General features: G+C 52.9%; 23 protein-coding genes, 2 tRNA genes and 1 other RNA gene. 9 read left to right on the top strand and 17 right to left on the bottom strand.

Features of this window, described 5'->3' with window-relative positions:
- Nucleotides 1-35 precede the first annotated feature (35 nt).
- The 4 genes from E3E26_RS00440 to E3E26_RS00425 all read left to right on the top strand — a co-directional run bounded on the left by E3E26_RS00440 (nt 36) and on the right by E3E26_RS00425 (nt 3,964).
- Nucleotides 36-233, top strand: coding sequence for a hypothetical protein (locus tag E3E26_RS00440; protein WP_167899453.1), 198 nt, complete (start codon nt 36-38; stop codon nt 231-233).
- 611 nt (nt 234-844) lie between these two features.
- Nucleotides 845-1,441 carry a hypothetical protein gene (locus E3E26_RS00435; protein ID WP_167899452.1) on the top strand — a complete coding sequence of 199 codons (597 nt, stop codon included), beginning with the start codon at nt 845-847 and terminating at the stop codon, nt 1,439-1,441.
- Nucleotides 1,442-1,490: 49 nt separating this feature from the next.
- The gene (locus E3E26_RS00430) at nt 1,491-2,552 is read left to right on the top strand and encodes a galactokinase (RefSeq protein ID WP_167899451.1); all 1,062 of its coding nucleotides are present in this window, start codon (nt 1,491-1,493) and stop codon (nt 2,550-2,552) included.
- A 173-nt stretch (nt 2,553-2,725) separates the two neighbouring features.
- Complete coding sequence (locus tag E3E26_RS00425; RefSeq protein WP_167899450.1) at nt 2,726-3,964, top strand: MFS transporter; 1,239 nt, start codon at nt 2,726-2,728, stop codon at nt 3,962-3,964.
- Here the strand turns inward: E3E26_RS00425 and E3E26_RS00420 are convergent.
- The 15 genes from E3E26_RS00420 to E3E26_RS00350 form a co-directional block, all read right to left on the bottom strand.
- Entirely contained in the window at nt 3,948-4,490 is a 543-nt protein-coding gene (locus E3E26_RS00420; RefSeq protein WP_167899449.1) for an RNA 2'-phosphotransferase, read from the bottom strand. The two genes, E3E26_RS00425 and E3E26_RS00420, sit on opposite strands and share 17 nt — an antisense overlap.
- A gap of 37 nt (nt 4,491-4,527) precedes the next feature.
- Entirely contained in the window at nt 4,528-5,382 is an 855-nt protein-coding gene (locus E3E26_RS00415; RefSeq protein WP_167899448.1) for a hypothetical protein, read from the bottom strand.
- A gap of 33 nt (nt 5,383-5,415) precedes the next feature.
- A complete protein-coding gene (locus E3E26_RS00410) occupies nt 5,416-5,580 on the bottom strand; it encodes a hypothetical protein (RefSeq protein ID WP_167899447.1) in 165 nt (54 codons plus the stop codon).
- Between the two features lies 1 nt (nt 5,581).
- The gene (locus E3E26_RS00405; protein WP_240911643.1) at nt 5,582-6,742 is read right to left on the bottom strand and encodes a M48 family metalloprotease; all 1,161 of its coding nucleotides are present in this window, start codon (nt 6,740-6,742) and stop codon (nt 5,582-5,584) included.
- 85 nt (nt 6,743-6,827) lie between these two features.
- A complete protein-coding gene (locus E3E26_RS00400; RefSeq protein ID WP_167900052.1) occupies nt 6,828-8,564 on the bottom strand; it encodes an endonuclease/exonuclease/phosphatase family protein in 1,737 nt (578 codons plus the stop codon).
- Between the two features lie 218 nt (nt 8,565-8,782).
- Nucleotides 8,783-10,102 (bottom strand): NAD(P)/FAD-dependent oxidoreductase, encoded by a 1,320-nt coding sequence (locus E3E26_RS00395; protein ID WP_167900051.1) that lies wholly within the window; start codon nt 10,100-10,102, stop codon nt 8,783-8,785.
- A gap of 61 nt (nt 10,103-10,163) precedes the next feature.
- Nucleotides 10,164-11,681: a pentapeptide repeat-containing protein gene (locus E3E26_RS00390; protein ID WP_167899445.1), complete on the bottom strand. Its 1,518-nt coding sequence runs from the start codon at nt 11,679-11,681 to the stop codon at nt 10,164-10,166.
- 18 nt (nt 11,682-11,699) lie between these two features.
- Nucleotides 11,700-12,167, bottom strand: a complete 468-nt coding sequence (locus E3E26_RS00385) for a putative toxin-antitoxin system toxin component, PIN family (protein WP_167899444.1) — start codon at nt 12,165-12,167, stop codon at nt 11,700-11,702.
- On the bottom strand, nt 12,143-12,409 hold the full coding sequence (locus E3E26_RS00380) for a ribbon-helix-helix domain-containing protein (RefSeq protein WP_167899443.1): 267 nt from the start codon (nt 12,407-12,409) through the stop codon (nt 12,143-12,145). The genes E3E26_RS00385 and E3E26_RS00380 overlap by 25 nt, the downstream gene beginning before the upstream one ends.
- A 66-nt stretch (nt 12,410-12,475) precedes the next feature.
- Nucleotides 12,476-13,153, bottom strand: coding sequence for a UMP kinase (gene pyrH, locus E3E26_RS00375; protein ID WP_167731648.1), 678 nt, complete (start codon nt 13,151-13,153; stop codon nt 12,476-12,478).
- Between the two features lie 78 nt (nt 13,154-13,231).
- Nucleotides 13,232-15,142 (bottom strand): KamA family radical SAM protein, encoded by a 1,911-nt coding sequence (locus E3E26_RS00370; protein WP_370520060.1) that lies wholly within the window; start codon nt 15,140-15,142, stop codon nt 13,232-13,234.
- A 162-nt stretch (nt 15,143-15,304) separates the two neighbouring features.
- Nucleotides 15,305-16,471 carry an FAD-binding oxidoreductase gene (locus E3E26_RS00365; protein WP_167899442.1) on the bottom strand — a complete coding sequence of 389 codons (1,167 nt, stop codon included), beginning with the start codon at nt 16,469-16,471 and terminating at the stop codon, nt 15,305-15,307.
- Entirely contained in the window at nt 16,464-16,736 is a 273-nt protein-coding gene (locus tag E3E26_RS00360) for a (2Fe-2S)-binding protein (RefSeq protein WP_167899441.1), read from the bottom strand. Before E3E26_RS00360 ends, E3E26_RS00365 begins: the two co-directional genes overlap by 8 nt.
- Nucleotides 16,733-17,239: a 4Fe-4S dicluster domain-containing protein gene (locus E3E26_RS00355; protein ID WP_167899440.1), complete on the bottom strand. Its 507-nt coding sequence runs from the start codon at nt 17,237-17,239 to the stop codon at nt 16,733-16,735. Before E3E26_RS00355 ends, E3E26_RS00360 begins: the two co-directional genes overlap by 4 nt.
- Complete coding sequence (locus E3E26_RS00350; protein WP_167899439.1) at nt 17,236-18,672, bottom strand: FAD-dependent oxidoreductase; 1,437 nt, start codon at nt 18,670-18,672, stop codon at nt 17,236-17,238. Before E3E26_RS00350 ends, E3E26_RS00355 begins: the two co-directional genes overlap by 4 nt.
- A 123-nt stretch (nt 18,673-18,795) precedes the next feature.
- On the opposite strand from E3E26_RS00350, the gene ffs reads away from it, so the two are divergent.
- The 5 genes from ffs to E3E26_RS00325 all read left to right on the top strand — a co-directional run bounded on the left by ffs (nt 18,796) and on the right by E3E26_RS00325 (nt 21,099).
- Nucleotides 18,796-19,109, top strand: an RNA gene (gene ffs, locus E3E26_RS00345) — signal recognition particle sRNA.
- A gap of 63 nt (nt 19,110-19,172) precedes the next feature.
- The gene (locus tag E3E26_RS00340; protein WP_167899438.1) at nt 19,173-20,075 is read left to right on the top strand and encodes a dihydroorotate dehydrogenase; all 903 of its coding nucleotides are present in this window, start codon (nt 19,173-19,175) and stop codon (nt 20,073-20,075) included.
- Between the two features lie 45 nt (nt 20,076-20,120).
- Nucleotides 20,121-20,840 carry a 7-cyano-7-deazaguanine synthase QueC gene (gene queC, locus E3E26_RS00335; RefSeq protein WP_167899437.1) on the top strand — a complete coding sequence of 240 codons (720 nt, stop codon included), beginning with the start codon at nt 20,121-20,123 and terminating at the stop codon, nt 20,838-20,840.
- Between the two features lie 92 nt (nt 20,841-20,932).
- Nucleotides 20,933-21,009, top strand: a tRNA-Phe gene (locus tag E3E26_RS00330).
- 12 nt (nt 21,010-21,021) lie between these two features.
- Nucleotides 21,022-21,099, top strand: a tRNA-Gly gene (locus E3E26_RS00325).
- Between the two features lie 516 nt (nt 21,100-21,615).
- Here E3E26_RS00325 and E3E26_RS00320 read toward each other — a convergent pair.
- Together E3E26_RS00320 and E3E26_RS00315 are read right to left on the bottom strand one after the other, a co-directional pair.
- The gene (locus E3E26_RS00320; RefSeq protein WP_167899436.1) at nt 21,616-21,942 is read right to left on the bottom strand and encodes a hypothetical protein; all 327 of its coding nucleotides are present in this window, start codon (nt 21,940-21,942) and stop codon (nt 21,616-21,618) included.
- Nucleotides 21,932-23,137 carry an MFS transporter gene (locus E3E26_RS00315; protein WP_167899435.1) on the bottom strand — a complete coding sequence of 402 codons (1,206 nt, stop codon included), beginning with the start codon at nt 23,135-23,137 and terminating at the stop codon, nt 21,932-21,934. Before E3E26_RS00315 ends, E3E26_RS00320 begins: the two co-directional genes overlap by 11 nt.
- Between the last annotated feature and the right edge of the window lie 11 nt (nt 23,138-23,148).

Raw genomic sequence — 23,148 nt, 5'->3', positions numbered from 1 at the left:
CATCAATGCACTTATTTTTACCCTGGTGGTGTCCATTGCAGGCCAACGTCAATCTCGACGCTCTTCTGGAAAAGATGAAGGCGGAGCTTGAGAGAATAAAGAGTCCGGTGGATGTGGAGAAAATCCTAAAGTGCGCGGAGGCCATTAAACCGCTTGTTGAGGAGAGAGACTGCGGGATGATTATTGGGAGTACGAGAAGTACAAAGAATATAGTGGTTTTGGTGGGGCAATAAAGGAATTATGGGAAAATAGTAAAGGCAATTTTCTGCTACTCCTTGGTTTCTATTTTATAGGTTTTTATGTAGTTGGGGTTATGCTTGGATTACTGTTAGAAGATACGTTGTTATTAGATAGGGGAATGTCCATTGGAATATTACTAGGATTAAGTATTGGATCCGGTTTTTTGTTGTTTATGATTTATGCCCAAGGGCGTATCAACAAAGAAAAAGTTGAAAGCGTAAAAAACCTTGCAACGAGGTATCTCGAGCTTAAAGAGAAGTTCAAAACTCTTATCCAGAATGAATTACAAAAACACTCCCTTAGTTATGAGGAGTGTGCAAGCGAATACAAAAAATTGGAAAAATCCACGATACCGGAATATCTTTATTATCCCCTAACTGAAGGACTAAAGCACCTATCAGAGGGCAACTTCTCAGAAGCTTCAGAAAAATTCAAATTTTCAATATTTGCATTAGACGCAGTTTTCCAATCAAAGATTGAACCTCGGGCCTTTGATTCACAATCCCCCGGATGGGATTGGTATATTGCCCCGAAGAATATTATAGACCCGCTTTCCTTCGCCGCCCGCGCCTGCGACGCCCTCTACCTCGGCGACGTTGAAAAGATGCGCGAGCTCCTCAGCGAGGCAAGGGAGATGCTCGACGAGCGGGACAGGTTCGTAATCGGCGACGTCAAGTTCTTCAAGTACCTCTTCGAGTTCCACTACTTCCTGCTCAAGACCGTTGTTGAGGCCTACGAGGCCGAGACGGGGGCGGTGGCGAAGCTCACGGAGGAGCAGGCCAAACGCTTCGCCGAAGCGAAACCGGTTGAGGTTCCCGCCCAAGTTGAGAAGGTCTCCGTACCGGAGGAGGAGCCGGAGAAGGAACTATACCGCGGTGAGGTGCGCTTCAAGATGGGCGCAATGAGCCAGGAGAGGGTCGGAACGCTCGTTATCACGAACAAGCGCTTGAAGCTTACTGGGAAATACAGGTTGAGGGGCACGGTTGCCACCGTCGCTGTCAAGGCCGCTTTGAGGGCCGCTGGAGTTGGGGAGGTCTACGAGGACATCCCATTGAAGGAGGTAAGCTGGCTTGAGCTGAAGAAGGCCATACTGGGCGGCGGCTACTACGTGGAGTTCCATGCGAGGGGCAAGAAGTTCACCCTCTACACCGACGCAGCACAGCACATCTACAACATCCTAAAGCAGTACAGCAACGCCTGAGCCTCGCTACCCTTAAATATTTTCGAGCCCTACTGATCTAGGTGGAATCATGTATCGCGTTGATTCTCCCGGTCGGGTGAATCTTATCGGTGAGCACACTGATTACGCCCTTGGCTACGTCATGCCGATGGCAATAAACATCCATACGGTTCTGCATGCCAGGGAGGACGAGCAGATCAGGGTTTACTCGCAGATATTCCGTGAGGTCAAGGAGTTCTCGCTTGATGACATCAGAAGAAGTGGAGACTGGGCGGACTACATAAAGGGAATCTTCTGGGTTCTCTGGGAGGAAGGGCACGAGGTAGGTGGCATGAAGGGAATTCTGAATGGAGACTTGCCTATAGGCTCGGGTTTGGGTTCTTCAGCGAGTCTTGAGCTTGCAGTTCTGGCGTTTCTCAACGAGGCATATAAACTGAGATTACTTCCCATAGAAATGGCCCTCCTGGCTCAGAAAGCCGAAAACGAGTTTGTGGGTGTCCCCTGTGGAATACTCGACCAGTTCACCATGACCCATGGGAGGAAGGAGCACGTCATTTTCCTTGATACTGATACGCTGAGGCACGAATACATAAAATTCCCGAGGGACATTCAGGTGATCGTCTTCTATACCGGTGTCAAGAGGGAGCTGGCCAACTCAGCCTACGTGGAGCGTAGGAAGGTTGCAGAAGAAACCTTAAGGCTTCTCGGTAAGAGAACTTCTAAGGAGGTTGAAGAGGCAGAGCTGAGAAACATTCCCTCCCTCTACAGGCGCCTCTTCGGCTACATCGTTAGAGAAAACCGGCGCGTTCTCGAGGCAAGGGATGCACTCAGGGTGGGGGATGTAGACACATTGGGAGAGCTTATTACAGCTTCTCACTGGGATCTGGCGAGGAACTATGATGTAAGCTGCGAAGAGCTGGACTTCTTCGTTCGTAGATCCCTCCAGCTCGGCGCCTATGGCGCGAAGCTCACGGGAACAGGTTTCGGCGGTTCGGCCATAGCGATAGTCGATAGTGACAGGGCACTGAGCATTGCTAGGACAGTCTTGGAGGAGTACCAGCGTGCCTTCAACTGGGAGGCCGACTACTACCTTGTTCTCCCGACCGATGGTGTTGCTGTGAGGAGGGTTTAGGATGTCTCTCTTGTATCTTTTATCTCTCCATAAACATTGGCACTTTTTCCAAGTTCTCTCAAAGGTCGTGTTCTGAAGAGAGAACCATCGAGATGCTTCAGCGCCATAATAAATCCTCAGCCTAAAATCACCTTGGAGGAAGTTTTATAAGAGGCTTCCCATAGGCGCGAGCGATGAGCAGAAGGGAGCTCGTCGTAACGCAGGGAAGGCGCGAGAAGGCAGGGAAGGTCCGCAGAATAAAGATCAAGCGCAGGAACGTGGTCCTGCTAGCGGTGAGTATGTTCATCGCCAACGCGGCCTTCGGCATGGCCTTTCCCTATCTCAGCGTCTACATGAAGCTCCTCGGCGGCGGCATGCTGATGGTCGGGCTTCTAAGCGTCGCCTTCAACCTGACCTCGACGGTCTTCCAGTATCCCTTTGGCTATCTCTCCGATAGGACTAGGAACCGGAAGGCCTTCATATCCTTCGGCCTGTTCTCTACGGGAACCTTCTATGCCCTCATGGCGGTCGTTTCAACTCCGCTAGCTTTGCTTGCCTTGAGGACGTTCCAGGGGGCACTTGGTTCGGCCATGATGCCGGCCCATTCTGCGCTGATAGCGGAGCTCTCAACCCGGGTGGGTTCGGCCTACGGGCTCTTCGGTTCGATTGAGAACGCGGGCTATATGCTGGGCAACTTCATCGGCGGCTTCCTTATAAAATACGTCGGGATCAGAGGAATCTTCCTCATAGCAGGGGCTCTCCTCGTCCTTTCCTCCGCGATAGTTCTCCTCCTCAGGGAGAGGCCGAGGCCGAAAAGGGCTCCAAGAAAGCTTATACTCGTCCAGGAAGGGCGGGAAAGCGAAAAGGCAACTTTCCAGGGTGCGGCATTCAAGCGGCTCATGAGGGGCCATCTGGGCCTTTTCTACTTTACAGTTCTGCTCGTAATGATAGCTTCCGGTCAGGTCTATTCAGTGGTCTCGGTTTACTTTGGGGAGGTCTTTGGGAGCGAGTGGGTAGGGATACTTTTTGGAATAGACTCTTTAGCGGCGGCGGTGAGCGGATACTACCTCGGGAAGCTGATTGACCGCTACGGCGCCAAGAAATTCTACCTGCTGGCGATAGCCGGCTACGCCATCGCTTTCCTCGGCTACGCTTTCGCTAAGAATCTCTACCTGATGATCGTCGTGGCCCTCTTTTCGGGCGTCAAGTGGTCTCTGACCCTAAACGCCTCCTCGACCTATGTTGCCACGAAGGTCAGAGCGACGGAGAGGGGTCAGGCGATGGGCCTGCTCAACGCTATGATGAGCCTCGGCTGGGTCGTAGGTCCATTACTCGGAGGCTATCTCTCTGCCATAAGCTTTAAGCTGAACTTCACGAGCACGCTCGTGCCTCTCGGAGTAGCTTTCCTCTTCGCGCTTAGACTGCCAGAGTGATGCACTCCGGTGGGACTTTCTCGACTATCCTGACATTCTTTCCGGCTTTGTAAACCTTCAAGCCTTTCTTTCGGAGGCATTCGGCGTCTATTACCAGAAGAACCACGTCCCGCCCGTGCCGCCTGCCGGTTTCGATTGCCTCGCTTTTGCTCGTGCTTAGGTGGACGAACTGCCTCCTCATGGGCTTCAACCCTTCGCGGAGGATGCTCTCGAGGTTCCTCCTCGGCGTGCCGTGATAGAGGAAAAGGCTCTCGGTGTCTTCTTCGTGGTTCAGGCTCACCGGAAAGCTGTGACCGTAGCGGGCGCGTATTCTGTCTCCTTGAATCTCGTAGCGGCCCTTCGCATCGCGGGCGACTACTTCGCGTACGAACTCCTCCGTAACATCTGGATAAACCGTCCTTAGGGCATCGACGAGTTCGGGAAGGGGCACGAAGCCTTCCATGTCTGGCCTCAGTCCGAACTCCTCCGGCGAGTGCCGCAGGATATAGGCCATTAGCTTGCTGACTTTTCTCCTGCCCGGAAACATCGTGAAAAGTTAGAAAGAGGTTCCAAAAAACTTTCCCTCAAGCACGGTAGGAAACGGGCTTTTTGACGGGCTTCTTGACGTTTATGTCCCTAACAACGAACTCATCGTAGACATGACCCTTTTCATAGACTTCAAATTTCTGACCGTAGATGTCCTTGCCCCAGATACGAATCTCCATTTGATAGGCTATTCTGCCTCCGACAAAAACGCCATTCCTGAACCTGACCTCAAGGATGCCGTTGGTAACGTTGAACGTCATGTTCGCATTGGAGCCTATGAACAGCCTGGTAATGGCATCGAGGTCTTCCTTTGTTATCCGATAGTAGAGCAGCTGCGTATCGTTTTCGATGGTTGTGTTGAAGGGTTCCTCCTGTAGATACTTTGCCACGAAGCTCACAACGTTGTATTCCCAGGTGAGGTTTAGAACTGCCTCCGGATCAATTCCGAGGGTCTCATTCGTCAGCTTCTGCCATGTTCCGCTTGAAAAGACATAGATTTCGCCGTCCCTTATAATCTGGCGCGAGAAAACGGCGGCCCCTCCCGGAAAGGTTCTGGTCGTAGTGTTGACGTCGGCTTCCCTGCCCTCGAGATCAATATAGCCCTCCCGTTTGTAAACCACAGTAACGTTGCCTTCATCCCGGGTAACGTTCCTCTGAGAGATACTGACGTGAAGTATCATGCTTGTGTTTTCGAGGTAGGTGAACTGCTTTATACTCCTCATGTTTTTGAGAAGCTCCTCCGTCGGGTAGTGCTTGGGCTGGAGGACTACTTTTGGGGATGATGTGTTTGACGTTGCGGCGGGCGTAGTGGATGTCCCCGTGTTCTCCCATATACATCCAGCACCAATCCCGACCAGAAAAACGACCAGCAACAGGATGCCGAGCTTTTTCATTTTCATGCCTCCTTTTTAATCAATAATTTTGTTTCAATGCCGTTCCCTCCGCTGAAGGATTAAACCAGTCGAAAGAAACATCACGCTCAGGGATAGTGCACTGCCGTCACGAAAGAGGAGTCCCAGAACCATTAGGAAAAACCCGCAGATAATCACAATCCTTCCCGGGTCATCTTTAACAAACTGAAGCAATTTCATCTCAGACACCCCTCAGTTCTTCTAAATGCTCTGCCCTCTTTTCAATCGAAGGGTGTCTGTTCAACAGGTTAAACCATTTCCCCGTTTTTTCCGGCAGCAGATTGAGCTCGGCCAGCTTTTTAAGCGCCCTTAGAGTTGGCTCAAGCCCCACGACATTCGCCGCGAACTCATCTGCCTTGAACTCGTTCCTTATGGCTATCCTTGATTCAATAACAAAGAGCCAGAAGTAGAAGGCAAAGAAGAAAACGCCGAAGAAAACCCACGGCGATGAGAACAGCTGAACGTTGAATTTGTGGAGGATGTAGATGAGTCCTATCCAGAAGATGAACCAACCGATGCTCAAAGCCGCGTTTATCCAGAGGTGCTTTCCTTTTATGTGCCCAATCTCATGGGCTAAGACCGCTTTAATCTCGTCCTCTTCGAAGTTATCAACCAGATAGCGGGTTAAAACAACGTAGCGGTAGCGGGGGATTATACCCGTAACCATGGCATTGGCAAGCTTTTGACCGGGCTTTCCTTTAACGATAATGTCCCTGACTTTAACTCCATGCTCCTCACAGAACCCCATGAGCTCGGCCTTAAGCTCGGGGTCGAGTTCGCTCTTTGTCCCAACTCTAATGAGGATGAGTGGAAAGAGCGCAAAGAAAGCGAATATTAGGGTTGAGTACATGAGCAGGTCAAACCACCACTTTGAGGTCAAACTCTCTGGCAGGTAGAGTATCAGCAGCAGCCAGATAAAGGCAAAGCCAACTGTTGGACCAAGAATAAGTGCGAGAACTTTCAGAACCTCCTTTTTTGGATTTTCAATCTTTTCCTCTGTAATATTCACCCCTACTTTGACGGTCTCGTAGATGATGAGGAAGATTGACAGCAGAAGCGGGAAGATCAGGATTGCTGCAAATGCAAACACCTTGAATATTTCAGGTAGGGGGAGCTTATCTACCACGTCAGAGGCCCAGTCAAGGGCTCCGAGGGCTATCATCGCAGGCAAGTAGAGTATGAAGGCTCCAAAGATACAGGTGACTTCAGCCTTCAGCAGATTGTAGTTTTTCTCTTTCTTTGGTAGCTCTTCTCTCAGGATTTTGCGGCCCCAGTGTCTCATGACGAGGGGAGGAATAATAATGGTTGCAATGGACACCAGAATCAATGAAATCTCCTTCATATTTTTCACCGGGCGGAGATACGTCTGGTTTGGAATTTAAGAGTTGTGGTTCAATTTTCAAAAAAGGTTGGAAGAGTAAAAAACCTCACGGCAGCTCGATGACGGTCCATATCGGCCTGTGGTCGGAAACTTCCACATCGCAGAGGCATCCGTAGTCTTTGACCTTTGCCGGCCAGTCCTTCTTGAGCAGGATGTAGTCGATGTTTTCGATGTCGATGTTGCCCCAGTTGAAGGTGTATGGCGGCCTCTTCTCAAAAGAGTCATAGTAGTCGCGCGTGAGTATTTCGATGGCCTTCTCATCCGGCTCGGCGTTAGTGTCGCCTGCTATTATCTGGGCTACCGGTTCGCTCTCCGCGAACTTGAGGAGCTCTTCCGCCTGCATTGCTCTCTCTGTCTCGTTCAGCCCCATGTGCACGTTGACGATGGTTAATCCGAGCTCATCGATGGTTACCTTCTGAGCCGGCCTCGCCTGTCCGACGCTCTCGAGGTTGAGTTCACTCTCCGTCTTCATGTGCCAGTGCGAGAAGACCGCTATGCCGTAGGTTCCTTCAACGGCCGGTTTGTACTCGTAGGCGTAGCCGAGGTATGCGGAGATCATCAGGGGGACATCCTGGTAGCCGTTGCCGATCATTCCACCGACGACCTCCTGAGCCGCCCAGATATCGGGCTTCTGCTCCTTCAGGAGGTTAATCAGCTCGTAGCCGTTGAACGTCCCCTGGTAAGGCCCGAAGCCCTGGTGGACGTTGTAGCTCCAGATGAGGACGTCCTTCTTGGCTTCAACGTAAGTTGGGCCCACGTTGAAGAGGGCTAGAACTATTACCGAAACCACTGCGAGGCCGAGAAGCGGGCCCACTATTTCTTTTGCGTTTGGAAGCCTAACCTCGGTACTTCCACCGTAGCTCGCGAGGGCGTAGATCACGGAAGCGGCTAGAATTAGGGCCTCAAGCCTGTCCTCCATGAAGGGCAAGCCGATGTCCCTGCCGACGTAGGCGCCCAAAGCCAAAGTTGCCACGAGGAAGAGGTAAGCGGCGCCGATTACCCCACCCCTGCTGCCCTTAGCGCTTTCAACTAAGGCGATGGCTGATGCAAGGGCAAGGGGAAGACCTATCAAACTGGCAGGCTTGACGAAGAGCGTCGCCACACCTACGATGAGAAGGGCAGACGCTACGCCAGGTTTTTTGGCCAGGTAGGGTCCTGCAATAATCGCCAGACCAATGACAAGCGAGTAGCCTATGAAATGCGGTAGGTAATAGACGGTGATTCCTGAGTAGCGCATGACGGCATTCGGATAGATGAGGCCGAGCTCCAGCAGGGCTGCGAAGGCGTAGAGGCCGAAGCCAGGTTTTTTGAGAGTTCCCTCTTCCTTCCAGAGGGCAAAGGCCCCGAGGAGAATGAGAACTCCCAGAATAACCCTCGTGTGCGGGAAGTCTAGGGGTTCGCCCCCGACCGCGAGAACCCTGAGGCTCAAGTCGGCCACAATGCCCATTGTTAGGTATTTCATGTCGAGCTCCTTGACGAGTGCGAGGGCGATCGGAATGGTGAAGGCCGCTATCAGGTGGGTGTACTCGGTGGCGTCAGTGGCAAGGGAAGCCACCGCGTAGGCCGCCATTAGGACCGCTCCAGCTTTTCTGCTCATTTTGCCAACGAGGATGGCGGCGAGTATAAGGAGTATTATACCAAGTCCCGATGGGAAGTTCACGCCGTAGAAGAACGTCTTCTCAAGGCTGGAATAAGCGCCGGCAACGAAGACCCTCAGGCTCGACGCCAGCAGCACTCCGGTTCCAAGACCGAGAAGTATTTTATCCCTTTCGTTCACGCCCATGTCCATCACCTAAAACTCAAGTTGTTGGGGGGACACTTAAACTTTGTTGATGTTCCAACAGCTTAGAGGAAGAAGGGGACCAAGAAGGTGAGGGCACTAAGAGGGAGGCAATCTCCATCTTCCTGAACACTTCTCGCCTTTCAGCACTGTGAAAACCTCTCCAGAGGTGGAAAACCGAGTACGTCATTAATGAGAGGGGAAGGGGCCCAGAGCCCCACTCAGCGGAACCTCCTCAAAGCCATCTCGGCCGCGATGCTTATCGGGTCAATCGTCGGGCTTATCGGAGGGGCATAGGCAGTTTCGAGGTAAACGATGTCCTCGACGGTTGCCTCTTTCTGTGCTAGGGCAGAGAGCGTCATTATCCTGCCCCAGACGCGTTCGCCGCCGACTATCTGAGCGCCGATGAGCTTTCTATCGTCTTTCCTGAAGATGACCTTAACTGTTATCGGCTTGCCTCCGGGATAGTACTCGGGCTTGGTGGAGCCTTTGAACTTACCGACGGCTATCGCGATGCCCTCCTTCTTCGCCCTATCCTCCGTCATGCCGAAGGTGCCGATCTCAAGGCCAAAGAGCTCGGTTATTGCCGTGTTGAAGACGGGCCTGAAAGAGACGTCCTTTCCTGCTATGTGCTCCGCTGCCACTTTCGCCATCCTCACTGCAGAAGTTCCCAGCTGGCTGAGGATTCTTCCTCCGGTAACGGCGTCAATAACTTCCGCACAGTCGCCTATCGCGTATATGTCAGGGTCGCTCGTCTGGAGGTGCTCGTTGACGACTATTCCGCGGTTAACTTCGAGGCCCGCTTTTTTAGCGAGGTCAACGTTGGCCCTCACACCGGTGGCGACGAGAACCAGATCAGCCTCGACTTCCTCGTCATCAATCTTGACGGCCTTGACGGGGCTTCCAATTATCTCGCTCACACCGACGCCGAAGCGGAAGGAAACACCGTGCTTTTCCATTTCGGTCTGGACAAGCTTGGCGGTATCTTTGTCGAGCATCGTGGGTAAAAGCCTGTCCAGCAGCTCGACGACGAGGACCTCCATGCCGAGCTTTGCGAAGGCCTCCGCGCCTTCAAGACCGATCAGGCCGGCGCCAATGACGACAGCCTTCTTCGGCTTCCTCTCGGCTATGTAGGCCTTTATCTTCCTCACGTCGTTGAGGCTCTTGAGCGTGAAGACGCCTTCGTTCTCGACGCCCTTGATCGGTGGGATAAAAGCTTTGGATCCAACTGCTAAAACCAGCTTATCGTAGGGAACTTCACCTTTTTCTGTAATGACAACTTTCCGCTCCCTGTCTATCTCCTTGGCCTCAGTGTCGAGCATGAGGGTTATTTTCTGCTTCTCGTAGAACTCGTTCGGAAAGACAATAACGTCCTCGGGCTTCTCTATCGTGCCGCTTATCACGTGCGGCAGGGCGCAGGGGGAGTACTGCATCGTTGGTTCCTTTCCGATGACGGTTATCTCGGCTTTCCTGTCGAGCTTCCTCATGAAGAGGGCGAAGTTGCTTCCGGCAGTTCCAGAACCGATGACGACGATTTTCATAGACACCACCGGAGAAAAGAGGAAGGAGGGATATAAAAAGTTGGCCTTAACCGAAGGTTGATTAGCGCATCCATTTGCGAGCTATGACGGCGACGATAAGAGCCATGAAGACCGCCCCGGTGAGGGCTTCGATTGCGCTCAGGGCTTTGAGCCAGCCGGTCGGGTGCATGTCGCCGTAGCCGAGGGTGGTGAAGGTGACGAGGCTGTAGTAGAGGGCGTTTAAAAAGCCTGGAACACCTTGAGAGATTCCATTGGTATAAATAGTCCCAATGGGAATTCCATAGACCTCTACATAAGAGAAGTGGGATAATGTCCAGTACAGGATTGCATTTGCAGTGATTACCCAGAAAGAGCTTAGGATAATCCGCCCCCAACTAGTTCCATAGAGTGATATCCAGTCTGCTAACACTGTTTCTATTGCTGTTGAGATGTATGCATAAATCAAAAACAGGATAGCTTCAAATTTTTGATAAGGCGTTTTTGCGTTAAAATATTTTTCTTTTGCACGATTTTTCAAGACTTTACGATAAGCACGACGTTCAAGAACGAACATTCTATCGGCTTCGTCGCGCTTGCCTTCTTTTTCATAACTGAGGCGTTGAACTCTTGCGGCCTCTTGGAGAGACTGAGGATACTTTTGATTGAACATCTTTTGGAACTTTTCTTCATCGAGAGATCCGATAAATTTAATTCCTTGCCGAAAATCGCAGTTAGAAAAGCTTAGTATCTTATGAAATCTAACGTTGGGATTACTATCTATGCCTTCAAATGAGACAACGTATTCAAAGCTTGAGTTGTCAAAATATGCATTCCCGTTAAATGAAGTATTCCAGAATTCTGCTATGTCCTGAAACCTGCAATATTTGAAGTCTGCATCCTCAATCTGGGAATGAGAGAATGTAGTGTAACCCTCAAATCTACAGCCCCTGAAATCTACCTTCGATCTAAATGTTATTTGATGAAAATAAGCCTGTTCTTTAAACTCGCTCATACTGAATACAGCAGCGTCATTAAACTTTGCAAACCAGAAATCTGCACCTTTCTTAAATATACAACTTACGAACTTTGCCCTACCTTTGAAGGTGGCTCCGAAAAACTCTATTTCTTCAAAAGTTGCCTCTGCAAATTGTGTATCTTTATGAAAAACGGCATTTGAGAAGTCTGCATAGCCTAAAAAATTGCTTTTAATAAAATCGACCCCCTTTTCAAAATGAACCTGCTCAAAGGATACATCCTCTTTAAACGTGGCTTTATTGAAGTTTGCAGTATTCTTGAAAACTGCATATTTAAACGAAAACTTCTGTTCCCATTTGTTCCCATTCCTATCCTTGTACTCAATTGGTTCATCTGGAATTTTCGGAAACACATACTCCCTCGCATCCACTGGTTCCTCGAAAACCAGCCTCTTTGTCTTCCTTCCATCAACCTCAATCTCCTCGACCCTCGGCTTAAACCTCTCCAGAAACTTCCTGTAGAACTCTACAGCCTCTTCCTTGCTCTTGTTCGGCTTGTGGAAAATGCAGTACTCCTGGTCGGCTGTCTCGGGGTCGCAGTTCCCGAAGTGTGCCATCTTGCACATAGGTGCTCACTAATTTAACTACGCCTTGAAGTTTTTATCCCTTTCGACGACCTCAAGGAACTCGGCAGGGGTTAAGATTAGAAACTCATGCCCTTTAAGAGAAAACCTTCTCTCCCCATCCCTCAGCTTCAGCACGTGCTTCTTGTCTAGGCTTATCAGAAAGCCAGCTTTGGCCGAATACACCACGTCAAACAACTTGTTGTCGTCTGGATCAGGCGAGACCTCAAAGCGCTCAGCCGGCTCAACGAGGATTGACGAAGCTCGAAATATCCTGTAAATCCATAGGGCGTAAACCCTGCTCTCAAGGTATCGCAGAACCTTCTCGCTCGTCAGCTTGAAGCGAAGCTCCTCAAGTATCGCCTCCGAGGTGTAGGAAAGAACCCTCTTCCCGACGACTAAGTCCATGACCTTTCCAGAACTTCCAAGGGGGTTTATCGCGGCCGTTATGATGACGTTGGTGTCTAAGACGACCTTGAACGCTTCCATTCCTCGTCCACTTCCTCGAGGAGCTTTTCAATCTCCCTCTCGGATGGAACCCTCCTCTCCCTCGCGAGGAGCTTATATGTCTCCCAGAGATCCTCGGGGGACTCGTAGTGCATCAGGAAGAACCTCACGGCTTCCTTGATAAGCTCGCTCCGGCTTGAGAACTCGCCGCTCTCCACGAGCTCATCAATTTCCCTCATGATGCCCTGGGGAAAACGGACTGAAACCTTCTCAGTGGCAGACATGCCATCACCGTAGGACAATAGTCGGACAGAATATATAAACGTTGTGAAGCAAAATTGAAAGGAACCTCAAGGCTCCACAACCGTCCCGTTGTGCTTACCCTTTATCACATCGAAGAGGCTGTAGGCGTCCTTCTTGCCCACGATGTACGTCCTTATCTTGCCGCGCTGGATGAACTTCGCAGCAAGGGCATCGACGACGCCGCTTCCACCGGCCTTGCTTTCGCCCTCCATCGCTATGTCGACGAGCTGGTCGACGGTTATCCTGTCGAGCTTCTTTGCGTCAGGGTTCTTCCTCGGGTCGCTGTCGTAGACGCCATCGACGTTGGTGACTACGATCAGAAGGTCGGCCTGCAGGTACTCCGCGAGAAGAGCAGCGACCGCATCGGTCGTGTGTCCTGGGTGAGTTCCGCCCATTATGGGTATCTTCTTGAGCTGTATGACCTCCCAGGCCTTCCTGAAGTCCTGGACGACGAAGGGATAAGCTTTCTCGCCGAGCGCAGCTATCAGAAGCATTGCGTTGGCCCTGGTGATGTGAATCCCTATGTAGTCCTTGAAGGTCTCGTTGGGCGTGAAGGTCTTCGCAGCCTTGATGTACTTGCGCGCCACTTTGCCGCCGCCGACTACCACAGCCACCTCATGGTCCTCGCTTATCTTGGTGAGCTCATACGCGATGGCCTTGATAAAATCGATGTCGGGATCGTCCGGAACGAGAACTGAACCGCCTATGTCAAAGACTATCCTCATGATGACCCTCACGATGCTAATCGGGGCCCCTTTATAACCTTTTTCTTGCCGAGAAAATAGCAAAAAGATAAGAAGTCCTCAGTAGTAGTACCAGATGGTCTCGTAGTCCTCCCTCTTCTCCCCGATGCTTTCCAGGTAGCGGAGGTACTCCTCTATCGGGACGTCTGTGTATGTGTAGAGCTTTGTCTCGCTGATGCCCTTCTCCCACGGGTGGAAGAGGTACACTCTGCTTCCGTCGGGCTTTATGGCTATGAGCTCCCTGTCCTGCCAGGCCCTCAGGTGGTTCTTGCCCATCCTCGGCACGTTGAATATCGGCTCGTCCGTCCTGAACTGGCCCGGTAAGAGCCTCGCCTCCTCCTTCCTCTCTTGGACGACCCTCGCTATCGGCACGAGGTAGTCCCTCTGCTCGGTTTTGCCCTTTGGATAGAAGGTGTAGTAGGGGTCGATGCCAATCTTCTTGAGGGCTATCCTCAGCGCGACGTTCTCGAAGCGCCTGCTGACGTTCCTCTGGTAGACCAGCTGGTTGTAGATGTAGATGCCCTGCCTCCGGAGGTTGTAGGCTGCCCTGGCCATCTCTGGGGTCACCTCGTAGGCCGTTTCTACATGGGTCGAGACGGCCACGTTCCTCTTGCCTGGTTCGATGTACGATCCGAGTATCTCGGCCAGCTCCTCAGTTATGCGCATTGGGACGGTCACTGGAATCCTTGTTCCCCAGCGGATGTTAATGACGTGGTCGAACTCGCTCAGGCGGGACATTATCTTGTCTATAATCTTGTTGCTCAGGGCGAAGGGGTCTCCTCCGGTTATGAGCACGTCTATCATCGACTCGCGCTCGCCGAACCACTCTATAGCCTTCTCTATCTTGTCCCAGCCCGGGAAGGAGCCGGCCATGAATGGCTCAAGGACCTCCCAGTTCCTCTGGCAGTAGACGCATATCTGTGGGCAGGTGTCGAAGGCCTTGAGGATCGCTATCATCACGTACCTCCTCGTGACGAGGTCTATCGGAGAGGTGTCGTGCTCACCCATGAAGTCGAAGGCGTACTCCCTGTCCTCGCGGTGGAGTATCATGTTGTCCATGTACCACTTGGGCGGCATCACCTGCCTTCTGACGTGCCTGTCCTCCTTGTAGGGCTCCTTGAAGTCCCAGAGGTGGAGGTAGTAAGGTGTTATTCCCCAGGGGATGCGATACTTGACTGCCCTCTCGACTTCTGCCAGGTCCTCCTCCGGAACCTTGACGATGCCGAGCTCGTTGAGCTCCCTGAGGGTTTCGAGGCCCTTCCTGCCCTTGAGGACGTGGCTGAACTGCCACCTGTAGTCGAACCACTCCTCGTCACCTATGCCCCAGTACTCCTGGAGCTGCTTCCTCTGCTCCTCTCTCTTCCTGATTATCCTCTCGTCGAGTCCACTCGGATAGCGGTTCAGCCAGGTCTTTATGTATTCGTAGACCTTGTCTAGGTAGTCGGAGCGCAGCTTCCCCGCTTCCCTGCCGTGAACCTTACTGAAGTCGGGTGAAACTATGCCGGCTTTTTCCAGCTTTGGCCCGAGCCAGCCCTTGGAGTAATTCGCCTTGCAGGACATGGCAAGGAAGAGGTGTTTGAACTCCTCGAGGAAGCCCTTAGTGAGAACGCTCAGGGTCTTTTCGTCGCCCTTGGCGGCCTTCCAGAGGTATTCCAGCGTTGAGAAACCTGCTGCCTTTTCGCTGTATGGCGAGAGAATGTTCTCAAAGACGTCGCAGGCGTAGACGGCGAGCCACCTGTCTATGGGGCTTACCTCTATCCCGCCGCTTTTGAACTTCCACCTCAGGTTTCTCGTGAATTCCAGGAGCTTCTCCCTTGCCTCCTCAAGGCTCTCGCTTTTCTGGAGAATTTCGCCTATTTCTGGCAGTGGCTCGAAGATTTCCATGAATTCTCCGTGTCCCACCCCCTGCTCAAGGCCCCATGGGGACTCCTCAACTCCAAAGGCTGAAAGGGCACTATCAACCCTAATCACGGTGACCACCTCCGGACCTTGAAGAGGACAGAAAGAGGCGTGGAAGTACGTATGCGTGCATTAATTCTGAGAAGACCTATTTAAATTTTGCCCCTATTCTCGAATAACCTGCGTCACATAGTGTAAAAAACAAAAGAATATTTGGCAAACTTTTGGGATATATCAGCCTATCTGGAAGGCCGAGCTCCTCAGTTCGCCGCGCTCGAATCTGTACGGGTCGTACCACTCCCAGTCGAGGGGCACTTTGCTTCTTCCTTTGGTCATGAACTCCGCCATCGCTTGGGCAACCGCTGGCGCCATCATGAAGCCGTGACCGCTGAAGCCTGCCGCAATGTAGAAGTTGTCGAGGAGCTTTCCTATGGCAGGGTTCTTGTCAGGAGTTTTAGCGTAGAAGCCGGCCCACTGGCGGACGATGTGGGCATGTCTGATGGCGGGAATTATCTGAACGGCGTATCTCAGCACACCCCTCAGGAAGTCGTAGGTCGGCTCGTAGTCGTCGAGGCTTTTGGCTTTGTACTCTATTCCCGAGCCGCAGATTATTCCACCGTCCTCGCCGTCCTGAATGACGTAGCTGTCGTTCCAGCTCGGCGGACAGACGAGGGGCTCGACCTGACCAGGCTTGAGGGGCTCCGTCTTCACGAGTTGGTGCTTGTACGCGGTTATTGGAACGAGTTCCCTGCTCAGGCCTGCCATCTCGTTAATCAGCGGTGCCCATGCGTTGGCCGCGTTGAGAAGGGCGTCAACCTTAACGCTCTCCACCTTTTCGTTGCTTCTGAACTTCACCGCGGTTATCTCGTCTCCCTCGCGCTCCAGAGCCACAACTTCGGTGTGCTCCCTCGCGTCAACGCCCATCTCCTTGGCTTTCGTGAGATATGCAAAGAGCGTCTTGAAGGGGTTGGCCTTTCCGTCCATCGGGTTCCAGGCCCCGGCCAAGAACGGTTCCGTGTTGAGAGGCGGGACTATTTCCTTTGCCTCGTCCATATCTATGAGCCTTGTGGGAACGCCAAAGCTGTTCTGGAGCTTTATGTTGTTTTTAAAGGCTTCAACCTCCTCCTCGCTCGTCGCCAGGAAGAGGTAACCGGAGTGCCGGAAGCCTATCTCGGCCCCGAGCTCCTCTTCAAGTCTCTCCCAGCGCTCGATGGAGTACTTCATGAGCCTGATGTTGGCCTCGTCCGTGAACTGCGCCCGTATTCCCGTTGCACAGCGGAAGGTCGAACCCGAGCCGAAGTAGTTCTTCTCGAAGAGAATTACCTCTTCTCCGAGCTTTGCCAGCTCATAGGCCGTCGCGACGCCTATTATTCCGCCGCCGATGATCGCTATCTTACTCATCGGCACCACCCACCAGAACCTCGACGCGGACGGGCATTATCGGAACCCTCGACTTCGGGAGCGGTATATCCTCATGCCTCTTTCCTGTCTTCCTCGCGAGGATTGAGATTACAATCGGGATGCACGTCCTTCCCTGGCAGGGCCCCATGCCTATCCTGAGGAGCCTCTTGATTTCCTCGATGTCCGTGATGCCCGAGTCGATGAGCCTCTCGATGTCTTCAACCGTGACGTCGTTGCAGCGGCAGACAATTTTCTTCCCGCTCATTCTCTCACCACCTTAACCGCCCTGACCTCCCAGGCGAGTTCTATTGGAACCTCCACAGTGATTATCGGCGTGTCACCCTTGCTCTTCTCCCTCGGGACTACGGTGAGTACTTTTCCCTTACCAAGGGGCTCCCCGACGCGATTAAGGAGAACGACCTCCTCGCCCCTCTCCGGAACCGGCAGAAGCTCGTGGGGCATCGTTATCCTCGCCTTGTCTCCAACGTAGTGCATCATGAAGAACGCTAGACCGGGGCATATCTGGACGCAGAGAGAGCAGCCTATGCACTTGTCATAGTCAACGACCGGCAAATCGTTTGGAGTCGGCATGCTTATCGCCCCAGTTGGGCATATCTCCCTACAGGGGGCGCAGGGTATCTCCTGCGGACACTCTGGAATCGCCACTGGCCTTTTCCTCAATCTCTCCTCGCTCGGAAGCGGGATGAACCTCTGAAGCTCCTCGGGCGTTATGTAGCCGGTTCTCAGGTACTCGGGAATCTCGCTCATTCTCTCACCACCAGAGCTTTCTTAACACCTTCCATAGCGTGCCTGCCGAAGGGCCCGGAGCGGAACTCGTCCAAGTCTCTCCGTGCCTTCTCTATCTCTTTGACCCAGCTTTCGTCGGCTATGCCGAGCCTCAGGGCAGCGGCTATTCCTGCTATCTTGCCCTCCAGCATCGCAGTGGTAGCCTCCTCTATTCCGGCAGAATCGCCGGCCACGAAGATGCCTCTCACGGTGGTCTCCATCCACTCGTCGCGAACTGCCACGTGGCCGCTGAGCTCTCGGATGTACTTTATCTGGCAGCCTACCTGGTGGAGGAGCTCTATGCTTGGCCTCAGGCCAACGGCAAGGGCTATCACATCGACCTCGAAGACCTTCTCCGTTCCGGGAATAACATTCCAGTTCTCGTCGAGCTGAGCAACGACGGCCCTCTCGACCCTCTCCTTTCCTTCAGCGCGAAGAATAGTGTGCCTGGTCAGTATCGGAACGCCCAAGCGCCTAACCTTGGCCGCGTGAACGAAGTAGCCTCCCACCTTTGGCATCGCCTCGACTATAGCCTTGACTTCAACTCCAGCCTGGATGAGCTGATACGCCAGAATAAGTCCCACGTTGCCCGCACCAACGATTAGAACCTTGTCGCCTGGCTTCACCCCGTAGGTGTTCATGAGGGTCTGAATGGCTCCGGCGCCGTAGATTCCGGGCAGATCGTTGTTCTCAAAGGGAATCATCTTCTCCATCGCACCGGTGGCGACAATGACGGCCCTTCCACGGAACTCTATGAGTTCGCGGTTGTTTTTGACGGCCAGAACGAGCTTCTCATCTCCATCTTGGAATATTCCCACCGCTGAAGTTTCGAGGAAGACCTCGACGTTCTCCCTTTTTCTGACTTCATCCTCCAGAATCCTCGCTATCTCGACGCCCCTCACTCCAGCGAACTGCTCGCGTTTGCCAAAGAACTTGTGGGTCTGCTTGACGAGCTGACCGCCGAGCATCGGATTCTCGTCGAGAAGAACGATCTTTGCTCCGGCGTCGGCCGCATGGATTGCCGCCATCAGTCCGGCGGGCCCACCTCCAATGATGACAATATCTGCCTTCACGACCTTGGCGTCCTTCCACTCCGGCGGCTTGGCGCCCCTCGGGAGCTCGGCCTTCCCTCTCTGACGCTCTATGGTCATGCCGTCCTCGACGAGGGTTATGCACGTCCTGACGTTGGGGATTCCGTTAACAACCATCAAACAGGAGGAGCACTTCCCTATGGCGCAGAAGAGCCCCCGCGGACGTTTGGAGTTCTGAGAATAATTGAGAACCCGTATTCCCGCGGCGTGGAGCGCCGTTGCTATTGTTTCTCCCTCATAGGCTTTGATTGGTTGTCCTTCGAAGTAGATTGTTACCTCTCTTCCACGCTTAAAATGTAGAACAGGATGTTCAGTTAGGCGCACGATATATCACCCAAGCACTTATCTGCGCATTGGCTTATGAAAATTTTTCAATCCGAAGGTTCTTCACCTTTGGTTTCAGCGTTACCAAACCTTTATATATCCAGCTCTGGTAACTTAACCTGGCGGCGGGCTAGGCCGGGGGGTTCGGCGTCCCCTGTAACCGGAAACCGTCGATATGCCGGGGCCGAAGCCCGGGGGGCGGTTCCCAAAGCCGCCCGCGGAAGCCGGGGCACAACGGTGATCCCTCGTCCCACGGGGCCGGCGGTGGGCGGGGTCCGGCTGGAGGGCCGGACTAACGCCCTTTACCCGCCGAACCCCGCCAGGCCCGGAAGGGAGCAGCGGTAGGCGGGACGTTCGGCGCTCGTGGGGTAGCGGGGGTGAGCGAGCCCCGGTGGAAGCGGACGGTGGAGGGTTCCCACCCCCGGGCCCGCCCGCCGCCGTTAAAATTCTGGCAAAAACCTTAATAGCAAACCACCTCTTTTGCCTTCGGGGTGTTAAATGTGGTGAGGCTTTCCGTTGAGGTCGCCGGTCTTAAACTTGAAAATCCGCTTATTCTCGCCTCGGGGGTAAACGATAAGACCCCTGAACAGTGGATACGCGCTCATGAGGAAGGTGCTGGCGGCGTCGTTACCAAGTCCATCGGAATTGAGCCGAGGGATGGATACGACAATCCGACCATCGTAGAGCTTCCTTACGGGCTGATAAACGCGATGGGCCTTCCGAATCCCGGCTGGAAGGGCTTTCTGGAGATGGTTGAAGGCTACACCTTTGACTTTCCGCTGATAGTCTCGATATTCGGCGGAACGCCGGAGGAGTTTGCCTTTCTCGCTGAAAAGCTGAGCGAAGTGGCCAATGCCTTTGAGCTCAACCTCAGCTGTCCCCATGCGAAGGGCTACGGCATGGAGATAGGCCAGAGACAGGAGATGGTCTATGAGGTCGTCAAAGCCGTTAAGGACGCGACGGACAAGCCCGTTATAGCGAAGCTCACGCCAAACATAGACGACATAACGAAGCTCGGTCTGGCAGCTGAAAAGGCCGGTGCAGATGCGGTCGCAGCCATAAACACGCTGAAGGCGATAGCGATAGACGTCTACGCGAGGAGGCCGATACTGAGCAACAGGGTCGGCGGCTACTCGGGTCCGGGGGTCAAGCCCGTTGCCTTGAGGGCGGTCTACGATTTGGCCAAGGCCCTTGATATCCCCGTTATCGGAATAGGCGGCATAACCACGTGGCAGGATGCCCTGGAGTTTTTCCTAGCTGGAGCAAGAGCACTCCAGATAGGAACTGCGGTGGCTCTACGCGGCTGGAAGGTCTTCAGGGAGATAAACGAGGGAATAGCAAGGTATCTCGAGGAGGAAGGCTTTGAGAGTGTTGAGGACATAGTTGGACTGGCGCTGGAGTAGGTTTTTAACCTTCAGTCCTCTTTTTAACCTAAGCGAGGTGATAACATGAAGCGAGCAGTGGTATTATTTTCCGGGGGGCTCGACTCGACGGCCTGCCTCTACTGGGCGAAGAGGAACTACGACGAGGTGATAATGCTGACAGTAAACTACGGCAGCAACGAAGAGAAGGTTACTAACAAGGTCGCGGAGTTCTTCTCGAAGGAGCTGGACGTTCCGCTGAAAATAGTTAGGCTTGACTTTCTCGAGGAGTTCTCGAAGCTCAGGGGGACGACCCTCGTCGGCGGGGAGACGCCGAAGGTAAGCGCAGAAGAGCTCGAAGATATGAGCATTGCACAGGAAACTGCGAAAAGCGTCTGGGTTCCAGCAAGGAATGTCGTTCTCATCAGCGTCGCCGCTTCGCTCCTCGATGCGCTCGGCGGGGGCGATATAATAGTCGGCTTCAACGCTGAAGAGGGAACAACGTTCCCGGACAACACGCCCGAGTTCGTCGAGAAGATGAACGAAATGCTGAAGTACGGCACTATGGCCGAAGTAAAAGTCGTTGCACCGCTCATCGACCTCGACAAGAAGGGAATAGCGAGGCTTTTGAAGGAGCTCGATGCCAAATACGAGTACTCTAACTCTTGCTACATGCCCAAGGGCTTCACGGAAGATGGCAAGCCTATACACTGCGGCGAGTGCGAGAGCTGCGTCAGGAGGCATCGCGGTCTGATGGAAGCCCTTGGGGAGGACAGAACCGTTTATGCCGTTGAGCCGAAGATATGACTGTTTCTTTCCATTTCTTTAGGTTTTGAAAGACCTCTGGCCACACCACCGCAAGATTTATAAATACGCTCTCTACCCTATCCATTGGGCATGGGGCGGTAGCTCAGCCTGGGAGAGCGCCGGACTGAAGATCCGGGTGTCGGGGGTTCAAATCCCCCTCGCCCCACCACTTTCTCTCAATGCGGTGGTAGTCTAGCCTGGTCTAGGACACCGGCCTTCCAAGCCGGTGACCCGGGTTCAAATCCCGGCCACCGCACCACATTCTAACAAACTTCGCCTGCGCGACGTTGAAGCGAAGCTTCAACGCACGGGACTATCGTCCCGTTGAGTTTGATCAAGGCTCGCATGTCTTCTCAAACTGGTAGTTTTTGAGTGGTTTACTTCACATTTTGCCAGTTTTATAGCGTTTCGCTGCAGGAATAACACCCTTCGGGCGTTAAGAGGAGAGTGAAACATTTCAATTCACAGGTTTTCAAGTTAAACCCATGGAAATTGCTGTTTTTGAAAAAGACATGCAAACTCATTCCAACGATTTAAGGTGAAGTCTGCTTTGCTGGAGGATTTGATTGGGTTCGTGTATTTTTCTTCACATACTAACTTCGCAGGACTCTTCATTCGCTGGCTTTTGAGTTAAACCTGTGTTAAACTCGCGAGTTTGATAAGACGTGAAAGCGTGCCAGCCAGTTTAGTGAGAAGTTAACTCTTTAATCAAACTTCCTTCGGCAGAGCCGGGGGACTGAAACGACAGTCTCAGGATGCACAGACAAAGTGTTGTTCAGCTCTTCAGCTCCATTTTGACTTCCTCATCCAGCAGTATGAAAAGCGCCAGTGCTGAAAATAGCGTTAAGCTTACCGCTGGAATTGAAAGGCCGATGAGAACCCACAGCAGGCCGAAGAGAAAGTCAAGAAGAGCTATGTGAGGGGAGATGTCAATTATAAGGTCGTGGCTGGTTTTGATTCCATAGGCGAATAGGAGATGGATCGTCGCTATTACGATAAAGCCCCAGAAGGTGTATCTATCTCCGAAGCTTATCGCTGCCATTCCGTAGAAGTAAGCCGCCAAAAGCAGAAAGAAGGAAATGACGATGGGCTTAGACCTCATCGCCGAGTTCCTCCACGGGGAGTTTCATCCTCGAAACAATCACCAGCGTCAGGATTCCGAGGAGGGGCATTATCGCCAGCTCCCCGAGGGCGAGGGCAGTACTCTGCCTTGCCAGCGCATCAGTAAGGCCCGGGGCTATGATGTTGGCAGAGTTGGAGATGAGTCCAAGGGCAAAGCTGGCCTTGGGGAAGATGCTCTTTGGGTAGGTGGCTGGAGCGCTGGTCCAGAACGCCGGTCCCGTTCCCTGGAGGGCGCCAATGAGGACGACTGAAGCGAGCGCCATCGTGTAGTTGCCAGCTAGCATTGCCTTGGCGTATATGACGAGTCCGATGAACGCAATCGCGTAGGAGAATATCATGACCTGGACAATGGCCTTGAAGAGTCCTCTGGCTGTCGGGTTCTTCCTTGAGAGCAGGTAGCCGACGTAGCCCATGCCTATGCTCCAGAGAGCCTTCGATATGTTCAGGCTGGTGCTGAGGGTTGCCACATGCTCCTTAGTCCAGCCAATCTCATAGCCGAGCGAGGCGGAAAAGCCGACGATGGTGAAGATTATCCACAGAGCTGGGAAGAAAGTCAGGCCAAGGATCCAGGTGAATGGCATTTTCCAGACGTTGATCTTTGCGCTGGCCTCACTCATGTGGATTATTTCGAAGTCCTCTATGAAGAGCCACCAGATAGCGAGAACCGCGTACATGATAACGACGGTGCTCCAGAAGCCGCCTTTCCAGCCGAAGGCCTCAACAGCGTACTTGGCGCTTATGCTTCCGAACACGCCGCCCCAGAAAATGCCCGAGAGAATTATGCCCTTGGCGAAGGGCCTTTCAGCCACGAAGAAGTGGGCTATCTGGGTGCTGAAGAGCGGAACGAGCGTGACGACGAATCCCTGAATGAACCTCAGGAAGACAACGGTCTGCCAGTTGGGAGCGAGGGGGATTAAAGCCTGAGCAACAGCCGCCCAGCTCAGTGCTATGGCGACGCTTCTCTTAAAGCTGCCCTCGTAGATTTTAGTATGGCCGAGAAGGAAGGCTATGAAGAGACCGAAAACATAAGCGATATGTTGCCACTCGTAGGCGGCGCTGTCAATTCCGAAGTGCGCCATGACATCGGGCTTCGCAACGGCCATCATGGTGAGAGTTCCAAAACCGGCAGTCATAACCAGTGTATCAAGCAGGACTGACCTCCACCGCTTGTCCATGATATCTCCTC

Source organism: Thermococcus sp. LS1, assembly GCF_012027395.1.
Lineage (GTDB): Archaea > Methanobacteriota_B > Thermococci > Thermococcales > Thermococcaceae > Thermococcus.
The sequence above is the reverse complement of the archived record's forward strand: the minus strand, read 5'-3'. Positions and strand labels throughout refer to the sequence as shown.

What these genes read in the sequence shown, in the direction of transcription:
- E3E26_RS00315 (WP_167899435.1), bottom strand. Translation starts at nt 23,137, where the DNA reads ATGGACAAGCGGTGGAGGTCAGTCCTGCTTGATACACTGGTTATGACT.
- E3E26_RS00430 (WP_167899451.1), top strand. Translation starts at nt 1,491, where the DNA reads ATGTATCGCGTTGATTCTCCCGGTCGGGTGAATCTTATCGGTGAGCAC.
- E3E26_RS00355 (WP_167899440.1), bottom strand. Translation starts at nt 17,239, where the DNA reads ATGAGCGAGATTCCCGAGTACCTGAGAACCGGCTACATAACGCCCGAG.
- E3E26_RS00360 (WP_167899441.1), bottom strand. Translation starts at nt 16,736, where the DNA reads ATGAGCGGGAAGAAAATTGTCTGCCGCTGCAACGACGTCACGGTTGAA.
- E3E26_RS00365 (WP_167899442.1), bottom strand. Translation starts at nt 16,471, where the DNA reads ATGAGTAAGATAGCGATCATCGGCGGCGGAATAATAGGCGTCGCGACG.
- E3E26_RS00320 (WP_167899436.1), bottom strand. Translation starts at nt 21,942, where the DNA reads ATGAGGTCTAAGCCCATCGTCATTTCCTTCTTTCTGCTTTTGGCGGCT.
- E3E26_RS00410 (WP_167899447.1), bottom strand. Translation starts at nt 5,580, where the DNA reads ATGAAATTGCTTCAGTTTGTTAAAGATGACCCGGGAAGGATTGTGATT.
- E3E26_RS00405 (WP_240911643.1), bottom strand. Translation starts at nt 6,742, where the DNA reads ATGAAGGAGATTTCATTGATTCTGGTGTCCATTGCAACCATTATTATT.
- E3E26_RS00390 (WP_167899445.1), bottom strand. Translation starts at nt 11,681, where the DNA reads ATGTGCAAGATGGCACACTTCGGGAACTGCGACCCCGAGACAGCCGAC.
- E3E26_RS00435 (WP_167899452.1), top strand. Translation starts at nt 845, where the DNA reads ATGCGCGAGCTCCTCAGCGAGGCAAGGGAGATGCTCGACGAGCGGGAC.
- E3E26_RS00415 (WP_167899448.1), bottom strand. Translation starts at nt 5,382, where the DNA reads ATGAAAAAGCTCGGCATCCTGTTGCTGGTCGTTTTTCTGGTCGGGATT.
- E3E26_RS00395 (WP_167900051.1), bottom strand. Translation starts at nt 10,102, where the DNA reads ATGAAAATCGTCGTCATCGGTTCTGGAACTGCCGGAAGCAACTTCGCC.
- queC (WP_167899437.1), top strand. Translation starts at nt 20,121, where the DNA reads ATGAAGCGAGCAGTGGTATTATTTTCCGGGGGGCTCGACTCGACGGCC.
- E3E26_RS00380 (WP_167899443.1), bottom strand. Translation starts at nt 12,409, where the DNA reads ATGTCTGCCACTGAGAAGGTTTCAGTCCGTTTTCCCCAGGGCATCATG.
- E3E26_RS00420 (WP_167899449.1), bottom strand. Translation starts at nt 4,490, where the DNA reads ATGTTTCCGGGCAGGAGAAAAGTCAGCAAGCTAATGGCCTATATCCTG.
- E3E26_RS00425 (WP_167899450.1), top strand. Translation starts at nt 2,726, where the DNA reads ATGAGCAGAAGGGAGCTCGTCGTAACGCAGGGAAGGCGCGAGAAGGCA.
- E3E26_RS00385 (WP_167899444.1), bottom strand. Translation starts at nt 12,167, where the DNA reads ATGGAAGCGTTCAAGGTCGTCTTAGACACCAACGTCATCATAACGGCC.
- E3E26_RS00400 (WP_167900052.1), bottom strand. Translation starts at nt 8,564, where the DNA reads ATGGGCGTGAACGAAAGGGATAAAATACTTCTCGGTCTTGGAACCGGA.
- pyrH (WP_167731648.1), bottom strand. Translation starts at nt 13,153, where the DNA reads ATGAGGATAGTCTTTGACATAGGCGGTTCAGTTCTCGTTCCGGACGAT.